This window comes from Fretibacter rubidus (genome assembly GCF_041429785.1).
Lineage (GTDB): Bacteria > Pseudomonadota > Alphaproteobacteria > Caulobacterales > Maricaulaceae > Fretibacter > Fretibacter rubidus.
On the sequence record NZ_CP163423.1, the window covers coordinates 2,717,671 to 2,735,697 of the forward strand.

Annotated in this window: 18 protein-coding genes; 4 read left to right on the forward strand and 14 right to left on the reverse strand. The window is 52.3% G+C overall.

Annotation, left to right across the window (positions count from 1 at the left end; genetic code table 11):
• Positions 1-59: 59 nt before the first annotated feature.
• From AB6B37_RS12535 to hpf, 4 genes are all read right to left on the reverse strand, one after another.
• The gene (locus AB6B37_RS12535) at positions 60-1,589 is read right to left on the reverse strand and encodes a Ppx/GppA family phosphatase (protein WP_371396149.1); all 1,530 of its coding nucleotides are present in this window, start codon (positions 1,587-1,589) and stop codon (positions 60-62) included.
• Entirely contained in the window at positions 1,590-3,770 is a 2,181-nt protein-coding gene (locus AB6B37_RS12540; protein ID WP_371396150.1) for an RNA degradosome polyphosphate kinase, read from the reverse strand.
• 62 nt (positions 3,771-3,832) lie between these two features.
• Complete coding sequence (locus AB6B37_RS12545) at positions 3,833-4,306, reverse strand: PTS sugar transporter subunit IIA (protein ID WP_371396151.1); 474 nt, start codon at positions 4,304-4,306, stop codon at positions 3,833-3,835.
• Between the two features lie 156 nt (positions 4,307-4,462).
• Positions 4,463-5,050: a ribosome hibernation-promoting factor, HPF/YfiA family gene (gene hpf, locus AB6B37_RS12550; protein WP_371396152.1), complete on the reverse strand. Its 588-nt coding sequence runs from the start codon at positions 5,048-5,050 to the stop codon at positions 4,463-4,465.
• 274 nt (positions 5,051-5,324) lie between these two features.
• Between hpf and AB6B37_RS12555 the strand changes: the two genes are divergently transcribed.
• Complete coding sequence (locus AB6B37_RS12555; RefSeq protein ID WP_371396153.1) at positions 5,325-6,014, forward strand: ParB/RepB/Spo0J family partition protein; 690 nt, start codon at positions 5,325-5,327, stop codon at positions 6,012-6,014.
• On the opposite strand, the gene AB6B37_RS12560 is transcribed toward AB6B37_RS12555, so the two are convergent.
• Genes AB6B37_RS12560 through AB6B37_RS12580 form a run of 5 tightly spaced genes read right to left on the reverse strand, consistent with a single transcriptional unit; the run spans position 6,011 to position 9,253 of the window.
• Positions 6,011-6,844, reverse strand: a complete 834-nt coding sequence (locus AB6B37_RS12560; RefSeq protein ID WP_371396154.1) for a purine-nucleoside phosphorylase — start codon at positions 6,842-6,844, stop codon at positions 6,011-6,013. The two genes, AB6B37_RS12555 and AB6B37_RS12560, sit on opposite strands and share 4 nt — an antisense overlap.
• 7 nt (positions 6,845-6,851) lie before the next feature.
• Positions 6,852-7,304 (reverse strand): DUF1178 family protein, encoded by a 453-nt coding sequence (locus AB6B37_RS12565; protein WP_371396155.1) that lies wholly within the window; start codon positions 7,302-7,304, stop codon positions 6,852-6,854.
• Positions 7,301-8,122: a carbon-nitrogen hydrolase family protein gene (locus AB6B37_RS12570; RefSeq protein ID WP_371396156.1), complete on the reverse strand. Its 822-nt coding sequence runs from the start codon at positions 8,120-8,122 to the stop codon at positions 7,301-7,303. Before AB6B37_RS12570 ends, AB6B37_RS12565 begins: the two co-directional genes overlap by 4 nt.
• Positions 8,123-8,127: 5 nt before the next feature.
• Entirely contained in the window at positions 8,128-8,385 is a 258-nt protein-coding gene (grxC, locus tag AB6B37_RS12575; RefSeq protein WP_371396157.1) for a glutaredoxin 3, read from the reverse strand.
• A gap of 37 nt (positions 8,386-8,422) precedes the next feature.
• Complete coding sequence (locus tag AB6B37_RS12580) at positions 8,423-9,253, reverse strand: ComF family protein (RefSeq protein WP_371396158.1); 831 nt, start codon at positions 9,251-9,253, stop codon at positions 8,423-8,425.
• A 20-nt stretch (positions 9,254-9,273) separates the two neighbouring features.
• Here AB6B37_RS12580 and AB6B37_RS12585 point away from each other — a divergent pair, with 20 nt between their 5' ends.
• Complete coding sequence (locus AB6B37_RS12585; protein WP_371396159.1) at positions 9,274-10,224, forward strand: methyltransferase domain-containing protein; 951 nt, start codon at positions 9,274-9,276, stop codon at positions 10,222-10,224.
• A 15-nt stretch (positions 10,225-10,239) separates the two neighbouring features.
• On the opposite strand, the gene AB6B37_RS12590 is transcribed toward AB6B37_RS12585, so the two are convergent.
• Genes AB6B37_RS12590 through AB6B37_RS12605 form a run of 4 tightly spaced genes read right to left on the reverse strand, consistent with a single transcriptional unit; the run spans position 10,240 to position 13,111 of the window.
• A complete protein-coding gene (locus AB6B37_RS12590) occupies positions 10,240-10,413 on the reverse strand; it encodes a Flp family type IVb pilin (protein ID WP_371396160.1) in 174 nt (57 codons plus the stop codon).
• Between the two features lie 10 nt (positions 10,414-10,423).
• Complete coding sequence (locus AB6B37_RS12595) at positions 10,424-10,858, reverse strand: (deoxy)nucleoside triphosphate pyrophosphohydrolase (RefSeq protein ID WP_371396161.1); 435 nt, start codon at positions 10,856-10,858, stop codon at positions 10,424-10,426.
• A 50-nt stretch (positions 10,859-10,908) separates the two neighbouring features.
• Entirely contained in the window at positions 10,909-12,150 is a 1,242-nt protein-coding gene (gene argJ / locus AB6B37_RS12600; protein ID WP_371396162.1) for a bifunctional glutamate N-acetyltransferase/amino-acid acetyltransferase ArgJ, read from the reverse strand.
• Positions 12,143-13,111 carry a peptidylprolyl isomerase gene (locus tag AB6B37_RS12605; RefSeq protein ID WP_371396163.1) on the reverse strand — a complete coding sequence of 323 codons (969 nt, stop codon included), beginning with the start codon at positions 13,109-13,111 and terminating at the stop codon, positions 12,143-12,145. Before AB6B37_RS12605 ends, argJ begins: the two co-directional genes overlap by 8 nt.
• Before the next feature lie 142 nt (positions 13,112-13,253).
• Between AB6B37_RS12605 and secA the strand changes: the two genes are divergently transcribed.
• Positions 13,254-15,992, forward strand: a complete 2,739-nt coding sequence (gene secA / locus AB6B37_RS12610; RefSeq protein WP_371396164.1) for a preprotein translocase subunit SecA — start codon at positions 13,254-13,256, stop codon at positions 15,990-15,992.
• Between the two features lie 62 nt (positions 15,993-16,054).
• On the opposite strand, the gene AB6B37_RS12615 is transcribed toward secA, so the two are convergent.
• Positions 16,055-16,690 carry a DUF1134 domain-containing protein gene (locus tag AB6B37_RS12615; RefSeq protein ID WP_371396165.1) on the reverse strand — a complete coding sequence of 212 codons (636 nt, stop codon included), beginning with the start codon at positions 16,688-16,690 and terminating at the stop codon, positions 16,055-16,057.
• Positions 16,691-16,876: 186 nt separating this feature from the next.
• Between AB6B37_RS12615 and AB6B37_RS12620 the strand changes: the two genes are divergently transcribed.
• Positions 16,877-18,025, forward strand: coding sequence for a DNA recombination protein RmuC (locus tag AB6B37_RS12620; protein WP_371396166.1), 1,149 nt, complete (start codon positions 16,877-16,879; stop codon positions 18,023-18,025).
• Positions 18,026-18,027 lie beyond the last annotated feature (2 nt).

Consider the following 18,027-nt stretch of genomic DNA (forward strand, 5'->3'; position numbering starts at 1 on the left):
GTTAAAGCATTAAGCGTGGCAATATCATAATAATTATTGTTTATCAATAAAAATTTATCTTATAAAGATGATACGCGCCAGCCTGCGGTCTTGGACTTAAGCGCGGCATTTAATTTCGTCACCCGGTGATTGACCCGCGCGGTCTGCAGCATTTTCGCATCACCTCTGACTGATAATGCCGCTTTATTATCCTCTACTGTCAGGGTGAAAGCGGGGAGTAAATCGGCGGAACGTCCGCTAGCCACGACGGCCAACCGTATCGCTAAACCGTATATCGTCGCTGCGCGGCGCGCCGCTGGACTGAGCAACGCCTTGATAGCGGCTTCATTGGGTGTGCGCGATTGATTGGTAAAGGACCGGAATAATATTAGCGCAAGATAAGCGCGAAGCTCATGGCTAAGCCCTGCAATCGGCGCGTATAAAATTTCTTCAAAGACTAGCTCCGCACGGTAGGTCGGATGACGGCCCTTTCCAATACCGACGAGCAAGCACGCCGCATATCGGACGCGCTCTTCCATGTCAGCTTCGAAATGACGCGGAAAAGACGCGGATGCGGCGCGAAGAAAGTCACAAAGCGGTGCCGCAAATCCTTCGGCCGATAAATTGCCTTTGGCCAAATCCTGACAACCGTCATGCAAGGCATCGCGTGCACGCTGCGCAGGCGTTATGGCGCTGTAAATCAAGCCCTCGCGCAGCCCTGTGGCAGATATGATAATCTTTGACGGCTGCATAATATCTATCATCACATCCAGCAGTAGCGCCCCATAAGGCAGGGTTTCAGACCGCTTGCTCGAAATATCGGGCCAGCGCATCACATCCTCTCGCCCAGGACCAAAAGCCCAACGGGAGAGCGAGCGCGCCTCCTTGGTCGACAGGCGGTAACTTTGTAATGTGCGCAACGGATAATCTGTGCGGTCTTGGTGTATCGCAGCCAGATTGCGCCACGCCCCACCAATCAGATAAAGCGTCTCGCCTTTCGGATTAAGCGCGTTAAAATCACTATTGGATAAAGCCGTCGTGATGGCTGCGCGAAGGGTTTTTGGATTAAATTCTGTCTCGCGCAAATCATGGCCCAGCATCTGAAACGGCCCAATGGGCAGGCTTAGCCCTGCCCCGGGCTGTCCGCCCCCAACACGAATAAGCTCCAGACTGGCCCCGCCCAAATCCGCAGCAATGCCGTCCGCCTTTGGCATGGCCGCCAGCAGACCAAGCGCGGAAATACGCGCTTCTTCTGGCCCTGATATGGGTTCAATCGTAAGTCCCGTATCCGCCTTTATTTGAGCCAGAAAGGCGCTTGCGTCTTTGGCTTCACGCAAGGCCGCCGTTGCGCCAATCATCAAGCGATCAACATTTTGCGCATCGGCAATGCGTTTAAACCGCATCAACGCTTGGCGGGCTTGGCCTTTGCCGTGGGGGTTTAATCGCCCCGTTTCACGCAAAGACCGCCCTAACCCTGCAAGCACTTTTTCATTATAAATTGGCGTGAAAGCGGCACCAAAAATATCGTAAATCACTAAGCGAATGGAATTAGACCCAATATCCAAAACACCAATACGGCCAGATTTAGCGTGGGTGTCGCGGGCCACCATTTAAGCGTTGTCCGTTTTTGCATCAGCGTTAGACGCGTCTTTTTTTGCGCTTTTTTTAATTGGTGCGGGTTTTGTTTGGCTTAGGTCTTGCGGCGCGGAATATTCAAGCGCGCGACCGCGCCCTGACAGGGACGGATTTTTCATAAAATAGTGATGCGCACTAAAAGCATCTTCAGCCTCAACTTTGCGGCGTAAATATTGACCCGAAGCCTGTAAATCCCAGCTATTGGTCGTGTCATTTAAATTCGCCGTCATGATCTGGTTCATGATTTGACGCCGCACAGTCGGGTCATCCACGGGAATAAGCGTTTCAACGCGGCGGTTTAAGTTTCGCGGCATCCAGTCGGCAGAGCTAAAATAAATCAGCGCGTCGGCATTGGGTAACAAGCCGCCATGGCCAAAACACATGATACGCGAATGTTCTAAAAACCGTCCCACAATCGATTTAACGCGAATGTTTTCTGACATACCTTCGACCCCGGGACGCAGACAACAAATACCGCGCACGACCAAATCAATCTGCACACCCGCATTAGACGCCTCATAAAGCTTGTCGATCATATCAGTATCCACAAGGGCGTTAAGCTTTATCCAAATCGCGGCGGGCACACCCGCTTTGGCATTGGCAATCTCTGTGTCTATGCGGCTAACCAAGGTTTCACGCAAAGAGAGCGGAGCGATGGATAGTTTTTCAAGGTCGCGCGGCCGAGAGTAGCTGGTGACATAATTAAATAATTTTCCGACATCAGACCCCATAACGGGATCTGCCGTAAACAAGGCCAAATCTGTATAAATCTTGGCATTGGCAACATGGTAATTACCCGTACCCAAATGCGTATAGGCGCGAAGGCCCGCCGCTTCTTTACGCAGCACTAAAGAGACTTTGGCATGGGTTTTATAATCGATAAATCCGTAAACCACATGGGCGCCTGCGCGTTCCAAATCCCGCGCCCACCGCAGGTTGGTTTCCTCGTCAAAGCGGGCTTTAAGCTCGACCAGCGCGGTGACCGCTATGCCGCGTTCTGCAGCCGCAATCAACGCTTTGACAATGGGGCTATTGTCTGATGTCCGGTAAAGAGTTTGCTTTATCGCGACAACATCCGGGTCAAAGGCGGCTTGTTCCAAGAACTGCACGACCACGTCAAATTCCTCATAGGGGTGGTGGACGAGGATATCTTTGGCCGCAATAGCGTTAAAACAATTGCCGTCATGTTCGCGGATACGTTCAGGAAACCGTGCGGTGAAGGGCGGAAATAAAAGCGACGGATCGCGAGAGCTTATGATTTGCGAGAGGTCCGTCATGCCAATGATGGTTTCACTTTCCATGACCGCTTCGTCCCAGCATTCAAAGCTCTCAATCAGAAAGTCTTTTAGCTCCGGCGAAAGATCATGAGCCACTTCGAGGCGAATAACCCGGCCACGGCGGCGCTTCTTGAGCAAAAACTCAAAATGGCGGACAAGGTCTTCGGCTTCTTCGTCAATGGCGATATCACTATCGCGGGTAACGCGAAACTCTCCGCAATCCAGCAGATCGAAATCAGGAAATAAAGCGGGCGCGTAATGGGCCAGCACGTCCTCAATCATGACATAATCCGCGCCCTTGCGGCTGTCTGATAGACAGACAAAGCGCGGCACATGAGAGGGTATCGGGATCAACGCCGATAGCGGTTCATCATTACCCCGCCGTTTTAAGGACAAGGCCATACCAAAGCCAAGATTGGGAATAAACGGAAAAGGATGGGCAGGATCAACGGCAATCGGCGAGAGCAGCGGCAAAATTGACGTCGCATAGATATCATCCAGCACAGCCCGCTTTTCTTCACTAAGTTCCGCGACGGTGCTGACCGTGACATTTTGTTTATGCAACAGCTTTTTAAGCGATCTCCAGCAGCGGTCTTGTTCAGACTTAATCTTACGCGCGCGCTTGGCAATTTTTTGCAATTGCCGCACAGGCGTATAACCGCTGACGCCAGGTGTCTCCATCCCAGCCAATACTTGCGTGCGCAGACCTGCCACACGCACCATGTAAAATTCATCCAAATTAGACGCAGATATAGATAAAAACCGGACGCGTTCCATTAACGGCACAGAGGCATTGCGGGCTTCTTGCAAAACGCGGCTGTTAAAAAACAACCATGATAATTCACGGTCAAAATAACGGCTATTAGCGGTGAGTTTCATGCCCGTGATATGACAGAGTATATGGCGCGCGGCAAGGCTGTGCTTGCGCCAAAGGCGGCAGTTTAAGCGGCGCTCGCTTGAGTATTAATCGACACAAAGACGCTGGATAAATCGGGCGCAGCACGTAAGCGCGCCCGCATATCTTCGCGGCGAAGGCGGCGCGAGAACTGCGCCAAAGCCCGCAAATGCGCCCCGCCTGCATCCTTTGGCGCCACGAGCAACACCACAAGGTCAACGGGAATATCATCAATTGATTCGTAATCAATCGGTGTTTCCAACCGCGCAAAGACAGCGTGGACTGTATCGATATTATCAAGGCGCGCATGGGGCAGCGCCACGCCAGACCCAACGCCGGTGGAGCCAAGGCGTTCACGGTCCATTATGGCGTGGACGACATCGCGCGCGGACATATCTTTATCCGCCACCGCGGGGAGTTTCACCAAACGCTCTGCCATAAATTGAAACAGCTGCTTTTTAGATGTTGGCGCGATGTCAAGCATCACGCCGTCCTGTGTCAGATAATTGTCAAGACTCATCGTATCATCCAAAGTCAGTCAGCGAAGCGGCCTCAAAGGCACGTAGGTCTGAGCCTTATGATTAGCCCATTTTTCACGCGTGGTAACGATATTATCCTCTCGGGTCAATCACCCCGCTGTGGACAAATGGTCTTAAACAGCGACCGCGCCGCAAACTTAATCTTTGGGATCAATCCAGCCGATATTGCCATCGGGGCGTTTGAATACGACATTAATACGGCCATGCTTGGCATTATTAAAAATCACGACGCCATTATCAGCAAGACCGAGTTCGAGTGCCGCCATGCCCGGCGTCATCGTGCGTACAGGACGGGATTGCTCGGAAATAATCATGGGTTCACTCGGGCCGCCAATTTCGCCGTCATCACTGTCCAGGTCATCATCTGTAATCGGATTTTCCAACACAAACATAGACATCGCACTCGCTTTGGCTTCGGCTTTGCTTTGGGCTTGGTGGTCTTTTAAGCGGCGCTTATAACGGCGAAGACGCTTTTCCATATGCTCTAGCGCCTCGTCCGTGGCCGCATAAGCTTCTTGCGCATTTCCGGTGGATTCCATCGTCGCACCCGACGGTAAATGCACCGAGCACACCGTTCGAAATCCTGTGCCTTCGCGGCTGACCGAGACATGGGCCTCGCCCTCTCGGTGGATATACTTGTCCATCATTTCGTCAAATCGTTCGTTGATACGGGCATTAAGGGCGGGTGACACGTCGAGATTTTTAGAGACGATTTGGATTTGCATAAAATATCCTTTTTTTGAGTTATATCCAACCATAGCACAAATTTTAGACTTGGGCAGACCGAAACTTATATTTTTGACTTGCAGCAAATTAAAGCCGTCCATCTAAAATGCTTATATGCCCTCTAACCCACTGATTTGACGTTAAAAAATTGTTAACCATGATGAAGACCTTTTAACGCCTCTGTCAGTATGCGGTCATAATGGGGGCGTTATAGATTGGGTTATAAGCAGTCCTATGCCTCCCCCAACACGGCCTAGGAGAAAGGTGATAATTATGACCCACTCTATAGTAACGACGCAGACCATCATGCGCGCGCCGCTCTCACAATTTCGTAGCACAACGCCCCATGTGTTATTTGGACAAAAGCTGACCGAGGTGAAAGCGATGGCACGTTCGATCCAACGTCACGGTTTGTTATCGCCGCTGCTGGTATCGCGTCATAATGGGCGGCTTATTGTCATTGATGGTCGACTACGTCTCGCTGCACTGCGTCGCTTGCGCTTTCAAAAAGCTTTGCCGCGGGATTTAGAGACGATTCCCTATGTTTTAAACGCAGCCGCTGCCGCGCCTGTTATCAGCCTTTTATCCGCTCGCGATCTTTACTCTCACGTCACGACGTTAAAATCTAAAGGCCTTAGTATCGCCGCGATTGCGCAAACACTGTTCTTGCCTGGACAAACGATCAGCGATGTTTTGTCAGTATCGCGGCTGAGCCCTGTTTTAAAGCAAGCTTTTTTCAACGAACGCCTCAGCCTTGACCAAGTCAAAGCCTTTGCCGCCCTACCCCATCACGACGCGCAGGACCGCTTGCTGCAAATCTTAGGGCCATTTGCAACAGTCGATAGGATTATGAGCGCCATTGCCGACGGCATAGCCCAAGGCTGTGCCGTGATAGACCTCGGCGGTGATAATGTCGTGATTATGCCGTCCCGAACCCAAGACGCCCTTAAAATCGCGGCTTAAACAAGACCCGCAATGATGCTGTGTAAAAGCGCACTCATGCGGGGCTGACCGTCTTGCACTGTCTTCCAAATTTCCGCTTCTGATATATCGCTTTGATTATCAGGGTCGGTGATGACGGGATTAACAACCAAGCTAAGTCCCAAAACGCGCATGCCGTAATAACGCGCCATGACCACTTCATAAAGGCTGGACATACCGACAATATCCGCACCGAGCGCCCTTAGCATCCGCCCTTCTGCAGGGGTTTCAAATTGCGGGCCACCCACACAGCCGTAAACGGCGCGCGGCAAAGGTGAACCGTGGGCGGTATCGGCAAGGGTCAGCAAATCAGCATCATAGACGCGGCTCATCGGGACAAAGGTCGAGCGAGTCTGCGTTTGTTCCCGCCCGACAAGGGGGCTATGCCCGACCATAGCTGACAGAAATATATGGTCGTTAATGCCGACAATATCACCTGTCTTGAGCGCAGGATTAAGACTGCCCGTAATATTGGTCACTATCAGGGTTTTGACGCCGAGCGCGTGCATGACGTCAATCGGAAACCCAATATCAGCGGGACTATGGCCTTCATATAAATGAAAGCGGCCTTGCAGAGCACAGACACGCGCGCCCTGCCACGACCCAATATGCATTATGCCTTTATGTGTGGGGGCGGTGGCGCGCGGAAAACTGTCAATGGCGCTATAGTCTATGGCCGTCCCCTCGACAGACTCTGCTACATCCCCCAGACCAGAGCCGAGGACAAGCCCAACATCAGCCGTATCAGAGGTAACCTTTCGGATAGACGCAAGCGCTGTGTCGATGCGCGCGGCATAGGTGGTGTCCGTCATAACCGCGTCAATTCAGTTTTTCTTTGGGTTTTGGCGTCAGTACATCTGGCAGCGGCGCAATACCGACGCCTTCCTCGACCAAAGTCTTGGCTTGGTCGGGGGTCGCTTCACCGTATATGGGGCGTTCGTCTTTTTCGCCGTAATGCATGGATAGCGCCTCATCCGTGAAGCGGTCACCCACATAGTCGCAAGTTTCTTCAATCTCTTTGCGGATCGTTTGCGCCGCCTCATTCATCATGGCGGTTGCTTTTCTTTTCGCCAGCGCCTGTTGCTCGACCACCGCTTCTTTTCTGCGCGCCGTAGAGATATTGGGGGCCATAATCGCTTTTTCAACTTTGGTCGTTTGGCAATAGGGGCAGATAACATCGCCGCGCGCGGCTTGCTCATCATAGTCTTTAATAGACCCAAACCACGCCTCAAAACTGTGGTCATGGTCACAGATAAGCGCGTAGCGGATCATAGATTATTCACGCCGAAATCTGGCTCATGCTGCCAAGCAGGCACTTTGCGGCGAGCGTCCGATACATCGTCCAGATCAATATCCGCGCAGATATAGCCTGGCGCGTCGTTATCGATTACCGCGCGCACATCCCCCCACGGCCCGATAATCATACTGTGGCCCCACGTCGACCGTCCGTCTTCATGGTTGCCGCCTTGGGCGGGGGCGATGATAAAGCTGCCTGTTTCAATCGCGCGCGCGCGTAGCATGGTTTCCCAATGGGCCTGACCCGTCGGCACAGTAAAAGCCGCCGGCACGGTGATGACCTGCGCGCCTGCTTGACCATAAGCGCGGTAAAGCGCCGCAAAGCGCACGTCATAGCAAATTGATAATCCAAGCTTTGCGTCGTTCACCATGGCCGTAACGGCCTGCGTTCCGCCGTTATAGACATTGCTTTCTTTGTAGGTTTCTGCCCGTGAAAGCGTCACATCAAAGAGGTGGATTTTATCATAACGCGCGAGAATATCGCCAGAAGGGCCAATGAGAAATGACCGGTTCATCGCTTTGTCATTTTCCCCAAGGACGGCCAGTGACCCAATGAGGATGTGAATATTAAGCTCATCCGCTAAGGCTCTAAACCGCTTTAACCCGACATCCTTATCCTCGGTCGTGATGGTCGCGAACAAACGCTTTGGTGAGCGCTGCAACAGATGCGTCATCTCTGGGGTCGCGACACATGTCGCCCCATCAGCGACTGCCGCGCGAATAAGGCGCTCGGCCTGTGCCACGTTATCGGTAACACTGACGCCAGAACACATTTGTATAGCCGCGACGCGCAAAGCAGCTAGCCCGCCAACAAAGGATCAAGCCCGCCGCGGGCCTCTAATGCCATCAGATCATCACAGCCGCCAATATGTTTGCCGTCGATGAAAATCTGCGGAAAGGTGTTCCCACCATTGGCCCGTTCGTTCATTTCCGCGCGTTTGGCTTTGTCCATTGCGGCGGGGATGTCGATATATGACGCGCCCTTTTTATCAAAAAGGGCTTTGGCCCGGCTGCAATAGGGGCACATGAATTTAGTATAAATTTCGATTTTAGCCACTGGGGTCTCCGCGCATAGATATGTAAAATTACATATACTATGTAGGCAGAGCGGCCCCTTTGACAACCCGCGCCAGCGTCAGCGCGTGAACTGATTTTGCCCCGCCCTTATAAAGACATTGTGTGCAAGCCTCTAGCGTCGCCCCGGTGGTAAAAACATCATCAATCAAAACAACCGTTTTACCGCCTACGCTGGCCTTGGGGCTGAGCCGAAAGGCCCCGCGCACATTACGTCGGCGCCCTGAATAGGACAGCCCGCCCTGGGTCTTTGTGGCGCGAGCACGGGTGAGGCTGTGGGTATCAACAGGCAGTCGGCAAAGCTTGGCAATCGCGCCCGCCAGTATCGCCGATTGATTATAGCGCCGTTGCGTCAGCCGTGAATAATGCAGCGGCACGGGGATAATAACGTCCGCCTTAGATAATCCGTCGCGCCCCGCGCGGCGCATTTGGCGCGCAAACATCGATAGCGCCTCTGTGCGGCCGCCATGTTTAAACGCCAGCACGACAGAGCGGCTGGCATCATTATAAGCAAAGGCCGAACGGGCAGACCTATAGCGCGGGCGCTTAGACGTGCAGCGTCCACAAAGCGCATCATCGCCCATATCAAATTCAAAAGGAAAGCCACAGGCTGCGCAGCAAGGATCATCAATAAAGGTGACATCCGCCCAACCGAGTTGTGGATCAAGCCCTGGGAAAAGCCCCATAGGCGGTAAAATCGTATCGATAACCCGCCCCCCAATTGATTTCAGAGTTGTGGCTGTTAGAGGGACAGCCTTCATGCGCGGCCAGGATTTAAACATAGGCGTCTTGAACGTCGCCAGTGGCTCTATTTTTGTCCGTGGTAAATTGCCCGCTTTCTTTTCACCCATAGCTCTTCCATAAACGCGCTATGACAGCTTCGGAACCATCCAGCCCGCAATCAGGCACACCGACCCCCCAAAAGACGGCTCCGCATGTCTTTGACGCGGAGCTGCGCCGTATCAGGCGTGCACGGGCCGTCAGACGTGCCGTAAAATCGGACAAGCCCGCCTTTTTTATTCCGCGCTGCGCAGAAGACGCCGCAGACCGTATGCAGGATATAAACCGTCGATTTGAGCGTGCGTTGATCATTGGCCCGCCTGATTTCTGGCCCCAGCTTCGCGAACTGCTGCCAACGGATAAGCACCCAACAACGGTCGTACAGGCCTATGATATTGACCCCGATGATGCAGCGGATTTCGGCCTTGATATAGGCGCCCCTGATGACGGCTTACCGATTGACGGTCCAAAATACGACCTGATTATTTCAGTGTTATCGCTGCATAGTGTCAATGATTTGCCAGGCGCGCTTTTGAATATGCGTCATATCCTCAAGGCGGACGGTTTGATGATGGCGAGCCTGTTTGGGGGTGATAGCTTGCGTGAGTTGCGCACGGTATTTTACAGCGTCGAGGCGGAGCGTTTAGGCGGGATGAGCCCGCGTATTTTCCCCATGATCGATTTTTCCCAAGCTGCACAATTACTCCAACGCACAGGCTATGCCCTGCCCGTGGTCGACACTGACCGCTTTACCGTCAATTACGGCGCGCTCAGCACGCTGATTGGTGATATTCGCGATAGCGGGGATAGCAATGTGGCGGTGGCACGGGATAGACGACACCTTAGCCGAGACTTTCTTAAAGCCCTGGAGGCGGCTTACCGCGCGCAGTTTTCTAATGAGGCTGGAAAGATAACGGCGAGTTTTGAGATTTTATGGATGACCGGGTGGGCCCCGCATGACAGCCAGCAAAAACCGTTAAAGCCAGGGTCTGCTAAAATGCGGTTGTCAGATGCGCTGGGCGCGAAAGAGATTAAAATTTAAACGCCCGATTGCGCTTTACATTTCATCGCCGACTTTATTGGAAATTTTGGTCCACATACCGCCTGTACCGCCGCCCAAAAGACGGATAGAGCCGATAATACCGACACCGATAAGGGCGGCAATCAGACCATATTCAATGGCCGTTGCGCCAGATGTGTCACGGGCATAATCGTTTAAAAGTTTGCGCATCGCGTTCATCTCAATCCGTAAAGCGTCGGCCCGAAGGCAAACGATCCCTTAATTCCCGTGCCAGTTCAACATCCGCTGGCACCAAGTTTAATTCCGTCAGACGATCTGGGAACACCCATTTCACCTTTTGGCCTTCTGTGGGACGTAAAAACCCATCCCATTGTCGACACAGATAAAGTGGCATCAAAAGATTAAAATCATCATAAGCGAATGAAGAAAATCCAAAGGGTTGCAAGCAGCGCAAGCACGGCTCTATCCCTAGTTCTTCATAAAGCTCGCGTACGACCGCGTCTTCTGGTGCCTCCCCCGTCTCCAGTTTTCCGCCCGGAAATTCCCACATCCCTGCATGGTCTTTCCCGCTCGGTCGCTGGCTCATTAAGACCCGCCCATCTGCATCAATCAGAGCACAGGCCGCAACAAGCAACAACGGTTTATTAAGTGACATGTCTTAATTTTCCCTCAGCCGTTATGGTTAAGCGCGTCTTAATCTTAGCTCTAGCTGCGGTAATCCGCGTTAATATCGATATATTGATGGGTCAAATCACAGCCGTAAACAACAGACTGACCGTCGCCCAGTCCCAAATCGACACGGATATCAATCTCGGCATTTTTCATATAAGCCGCCCCGTCGGCCTCTGTATAATGCGGCGCAGGTTGACCATGCTGCGCGAGCAAATGCGGGCCGATATGAACCGTCAGCTTATCACGTTCCGCCGGCTCCCCCGCTTTGCCGACAGCCATAATGATGCGGCCCCAATTGGCGTCTTGCCCCGCCACAGCGGTTTTCACCAGCGGAGAGTTCGCAATGCTCATGCCGATTTTCTTGGCGCTTTTATCGCTGACGGCCCCAGATATTGTGACGCGAATAAATTTGGAAATCCCTTCGCCGTCTTTGATGATTTGCATCGCCAAATTAAATAAAACACGGTGAAGTGCGGCTTTGAAGTCATCAAGACGCGGATCATTCACATCTGTAATCAGTCTATGATCCGCCGCACAACTGGCCAGCAGCAAAAGCGTATCTGATGTGGATGTGTCGCTATCAACCGTAATGGCATTAAAGGTGCTGCCGACTTGGTCAGAGAGCAGGACTTGTAAAACGCTGTCGTTGATATTGGCGTCGGTCGCGACATAGGCCAGCATGGTCGCCATATCAGGCGCAATCATACCAGAGCCCTTGGCGATGCCGTTAATTTGCACGCGCACCCCATCAATTACGGCGCTGTCAGTTGCGCCTTTAGCATAGGTATCTGTCGTCATTATCGCACGCGCCGCATCGGCCCAGCCCTCCGCTGACAAGCTGGCTTTCATCGCGGAGAACTGCGCTGTGAGCTTTGAGGCGTCCAAGGCTTCGCCAATGACACCCGTGGAGGATAGCAAGACACCGTCACGCGCGGCACCAAAAATATCCGCAATGCCTTGAGCGGTCTCGACCACGGCATCTACCGATTTTTGACCCGCAAAAACATTGGCCGTGCCAGAATTGACCACCACAACACGCGGGCCTTTTGTGTCAACCGATAGCGCCTTGCGTGACCAATCCACAGGCGCACCGGGGCAGAGGTTTTGGGTGAAGACACCGGCGACTTGCGTTCCCGCTTGGCCGACCATCACCCATAAATCCGTGCGCCCTTTATAGCGCACGCCAGCCTCGGCCGTAGCCATAGTGAAGCCGTCAATCTTTGGCATATCGGGAAAATGTAAAGGGGCAAAAGGCGAAGGCTTATATTTACTCATCAGGGGTTTGCTCTTCTTCTTGTGGGATATTTTCAGACGCGTCCTCTTCAGACATGTCCACTGGCGTGTCCTTATCGACAATAGCTTGACCAAATAATAACGACACATCGCCTTTGTCGCGCAAATCTTTCACGAGTTTTTGTATTTCGTCATAAGTCATAAAATTGACAATCTCGCCGCGCATTTGCTCAAATGTCGGTTGGCGTCCGTCGCGGCGGTCAAGGACTTCGACGATATGCCAGCCAAATTCCGTTTCAAACGGCGCAGATATTGTCTCTGTTGGGGTTGAAAACGCGACACGCGTGAAATCTTTGGTTAGCATATCGGCGGTGAAATAACCCAAATCGCCTGCATTTTCGCGACTGGCACGGTCAATGGACAGCTCTGTGGCCACTGCACCAAAGGGCTCTCCTGCGGCAAGACGCGTAGCAGCAGCTTTGATCTCCTCCTCGGTTTCGACCAGAATATGTCGCGCGCGAATTTCATCACCCCGTTCCCGCAAAGCGGCTTGGGCTTCAAACATCTTCTTGATTGTCTCCTCATTCACGGTTTTTTGCAGATGCTGCTCGACCAGAATTGACGACAAAATACGCTCGCGCGAGACCGCCAGCCGCCGCTGCGCCTCGTCGCTTTGGTCAAGCGACTGCCGCAGCGCCGCCAGAGCCATAAGCCGTTGATCGATTAATTCGTCCAACATTTGTTGAAACACCGCATCACCAGGCTTTAGCCCCGCACCCGTCTCAATGAGTTTTTGCGCCGTGGCCGCCCGTTCCACATCGCTAAGATAGATTGTTGTGCCGTCCACATTGGCCACAGCTGTATCGCCCAACCGTACTACAGAGGTCCCCATTGCGCTTTTATTATCGACCAAAGTCTTGTCATGACAGGCCGCAAGAAAAACCGTCACCGATAGAAGACACAGCAGCAAAAAACGGCGAAAAAAGAGATTGTTTACAGGCATTTTAACTCCATTCGGCCAAAACGGGCCAATTGGCCTGAATTGTAACATGCGCTTACATTGACTTAGGCGATAACCGTCCCTAAGTCACCCCAAAGCATAATCTGGCGGGACCCTATAAGATGCCAGGCATAGGAGTGTCTTGATGTTGAACATCGCGAAGAAGCTTTTCGGGACAGAAAACGACCGGAAACTGAAAAAGCTACAGCCCATTGTTGACAAAATTAACGCGCTAGAGCCAGATTTTGTTAGCCTCACCGATGAGCAGCTAAAAGCAAAAACAGTCGAGTTTCGCACGCGTTTTGACGGCGGAGAGAGCCTTGATGATATGCTGCCCGAGGCGTTCGCCACGGTTCGCGAAGCCGCCAAACGCACGCTGGGTCAACGCCATTATGACGTGCAGCTTATTGGCGGTATCACACTCCACCGCGGCGAAATTGCAGAAATGCGCACAGGCGAAGGTAAAACACTTGTCTCGACCCTTGCGGCTTATCTTAACGGACTAACTGGGCGCGGTGTACATATTGTGACCGTCAATGATTATCTGGCCAAGCGCGACTCTGAATGGATGGGTCAGATTTATAATTTCCTTGGCCTAACGGTCGATTGTATCAATAATCACGACCCTTACGGTAATCAGCGCAAAGCCGCCTATGCGTGCGATATTACCTACGGTACGAATAATGAATACGGCTTTGATTATCTGCGCGATAATATGAAATATAGCCTTGAGGAGATGAGCCAGCGTGGCCATGTCTATACCATCATCGACGAGATCGACTCAATTTTGATTGATGAAGCCCGTACGCCGCTGATTATTTCCGGTCCGACAGATGATAAATCAGACTTTTACCAACGCATCAACACTATCATCCCTGACATCACAGAGGACGGTTATGATGTCGACGAAAAAGCCCGCACAGCGACCTTTAATGAAAAAGGTAACGAGCAGATTGAAGCCATCTTACGCGGCCTGGGTATGCTCGAAGGTGAAAGCCTTTATGACGTGGAAAACGTCACAGTTGTGCACCACATCAACCAAGCCCTCAAAGCCCATAAGCTTTTCGTGCAAGACAAAGATTATATTGTCAAAGACGGTGAAGTTGTTCTGATTGATGAGTTTACAGGCCGCATGATGGATGGCCGCCGCCTATCCGAAGGCCTGCACCAAGCGATTGAAGCCAAAGAGGGCGTTGAAATTAAACCAGAGAACCAGACGCTGGCCTCTATCACGTTACAAAACTATTTCCGTCTTTATGAAAAACTGTCTGGCATGACGGGTACAGCGGAAACCGAAGCGTCTGAATTTTTTGACATCTATAAGCTTGAAGTGCTGGTCATTCCCACTAACCGCCCCATTCAGCGGATTGATGACCAAGACGAGATTTACCGCACAGAACGCGAGAAGTTCAACATCATCATTGACGAGATTATCGAATGTAAGAAAAAAGGCCAACCCGTTTTGGTCGGTACTGTCTCTATTGAAAAATCCGAAGCATTGGCCCGCATCCTGGTTGAGCGTAATATTGAGCACAAAGTCCTCAATGCGCGTTTCCACGAAGAAGAAGCCGCCATTGTCGCGCTTGCGGGTGTGCCGGGTGCAGTCACAATCGCCACCAATATGGCGGGCCGTGGTACCGATATTCAGCTTGGCGGTAATTTTGAAATGCGCGTCGAGCAGGAAATTCCAGAGACCGCAACAGAGGCCGAACGCGAAGCGCAAACCGCCCGTATCAAAGCCGAAATTGCGGTGCTGCGCGAAGAGGCGCTTAACGCTGGCGGGCTTTATGTCCTCGGCACAGAACGTCACGAGAGCCGCCGCATTGATAACCAATTGCGCGGTCGTACGGGCCGCCAAGGCGATCCGGGGCGCTCAAAGTTTTACCTCTCAACCGAAGATGACCTGATGCGCATCTTTGGTGGTGACCGCCTCAAAGCGATGATGAGCAAGCTGGGCTGGGAAGAAGGTGAAAACCTGACCAACCGCTTTATGACCAAAGCGGTCGAGCGCGCGCAAGTCCGTGTGGAAACCCGGAACTTTGATATTCGTAAAAACCTTCTGAAATATGATGACGTTATGAATGACCAGCGCAAAACGATCTTTGATCAGCGCATGGAATTTATGACCGATGACGATGTCTCAGACGTCATTGAAGATTTCCGTCACCAGCTTTGTGAAGAGTTGATTGAAAAACACGTCCCGAAAAAGGCCTATGCTGAACAGTGGGATATCAAAGGTCTAGAGGCGCGCACAGGCGAGCTTTTGCGCATGTCTGTGCCTTTTGATGAATGGGCCGCCGAAGAAGGTATCGCCGATGAGGAGATGCGTGAGCGTTTGATCAAAAGCTCTGATTTGATGTTTGCGGAACTGACCAAAAATATTCCCGAAGACGCGATGCACCGTGTAGAGAAAGATATCCTCTTGCAAGTTATCGATTTGAACTGGCGAGAACACTTGCAACAGCTTGACGCGCTGAAATCCGTTATCGGTATGCGCGCCTATGGCCAGCGTGATCCGCTAAATGAGTATAAGTCAGAGGCCTTCACCTTGTTTGATAATCTGCTGACTGATCTACGCGAAGGCGTGACCAAGGCGATGACCAATGTGTTGATGCAGGAAATGGAACGCCAAGCGCAAGCTCAAGCACCTGCACCCAGTACTGCTTCAAGTACTGGCTCAAGCGCTACCCGGCGTAGTAGCGCCCGTAGCCCCATGGATATGGTCACCGCCGCCGCGGCCGCGGCCCCCGCTGTGGGCTCTGGCACAGGCACATTGCCCGAAGGCGCGCTTGACGGCATATCACGCAATGCGCCTTGTCCGTGTGGTTCTGGCCTAAAGGTCAAACAATGCCACGGCAAAGTCGGCGGCACGCAGAGCTTCTAAGGATTTAGTGAGCGGTTCACACTAAAGACACGTCATTCCGACGCGACAAATGAGTTTTATCCCTAGAGCGGTATCAAATTCCGCTTTCGTGTATAGCTCGTATAGCCGACATTTGCGCCGAGGCGCACGCCAACACCGCTGCGTACGGGCGCGAGCGTAATGCCGTTAGCCCGTTGATAATTCACCGCCATACCGGCCACTAAAAATGCCGAACCATCAGCGCCCGGGAAACGCTGGAAAATATAATTCGGATCGGTCAGACCGTAAACCAGCGTAAAGACTTTCGACGCATCCGCGCCCCAGTCAAAGCCAATGCTGGGCCCTTGCCAGTAAATTTCTTGTGACGTGCCATTTTTCATCCATAGCGTGCCTTTGCCGTAGCGCACACCGCCGATAACCGCACCGCCGCCTTCTTCGCCAGTGATATAGCCAACAGGACGACCCCGGTCTTTAAACAGGCGTTCAATGGCAGAGGCTGCTGATTCCGATGTCACGCCCAAATGGGTGGAAATCCCCGCAACCAGCTCGCTCTCATTATAAGTTTCCGCACGGTTAATATTGCGGTTTTGCGCGTCGCGTACGTCAGACTTGCCTGTCGGGTCATTAGGCGCCGTGGCGCAGCCGCTAAGACCACCGCTCATCATCATTATTGCTGCTGTTGTGGCCATGGCCACGCGTTTGATAGAGAAATCCGTCATAATAATTATCCTTTTGTGCCCATCAGTGGTCACCGTGCAAAACTATAGTTAATAAATGACGAAAATATGGCTGTGATAACCCCTATGGAGGTTAAACTTTGGACAGACGCGCCCTCGCCCCCTTTAAAAAGTTTCGTCTTTGTTCTGTTTTCTTGCAAGCCCGCCGAATCTGTGGGACACAGCGCTATGGATCCACTTTTATCATATCAAGGCATAGAGCTGACGCTGGTCGAGCTGTGCCTCTGGGCGGCGCTGTTGCTGCTGGGTATTTTAATCACGCTGCTGCTCGCCCGTCGCGGGGCAAAAAACCCTGTGCTGGAACAACAGTTGACCGATATGGCGCAGCAGCAAGCGGCCCTGCAAGGACGGCTTGCGCAATTTGCCGATGATAGCGCGCAGCGCGAAACCTTGTTCCGAGAGAGCCTTGATACACGACTGTCCAAAGTGTCCGAGACCGTCGGGCGCTCGATTGTCGAGACGCAAGAACGCAATTCACAAAACCTAAAACAGCTGCATGAACGCCTGGCCCTGATTGACCGCGCGCAGAAAAATATTGAAACGCTGTCGGGCGAAGTGTCGGGCCTGCAAAGCTTGCTATCTAATAAACAATCACGCGGCGCCTTTGGCGAGAAGCAAATGCAGGACCTGATCGAGAATTACTTGCCGCCCAATGCCTATAGTTTTCAGCACACATTATCCAACGGCAAGCGCGTCGATGCCCTGATCCATATGCCCAATGACCAAGGCGATGTGGCGATTGATAGTAAATTTCCCATGGAAGCGTGGCGGCGTTTAACCGACGCTGATAATACAGACGGCAGCGTTCAAGCGGGTCGTGATTTCGCCCGCGATATGCTGGTGCATATCAAAGCGGTGGCCGAGAAATACCTCATTTTTGGAGAGACCCACGATATTGCGCTGTTGTTCCTGCCCAGCGAGGCTGTCTATGCCGAACTGCACGCCAATTTCCCGCTGGTCGTCGAGCAAGGCTTTGCGCAAAAGGTGATGATTGTCTCGCCGACGACATTCATGGCGACGCTGCATACCATGCGTGCCGTAATGAAGGACGCCGCCATGCGCGAACAAGCCCATATCATCCAGCGCGAGGTTGGCATGATGGCCAAAGATGTGACCTTGCTGGATGACCGTGTCGCCAAACTACAAAGTCATTTTAACCAGACAGGCGAAGACATTCGCAAAATCCGGATCTCGACCGAGAAAATCACCAAGCGCGCCGACAAAATAGAGAGCCTAGATGTGGCCGGGTCAGAGGCAGACAGCGCCAGCAATGTCACGGAATTTGTCAAACCGTCCCTGAAAGATAATCGGTCATAGGG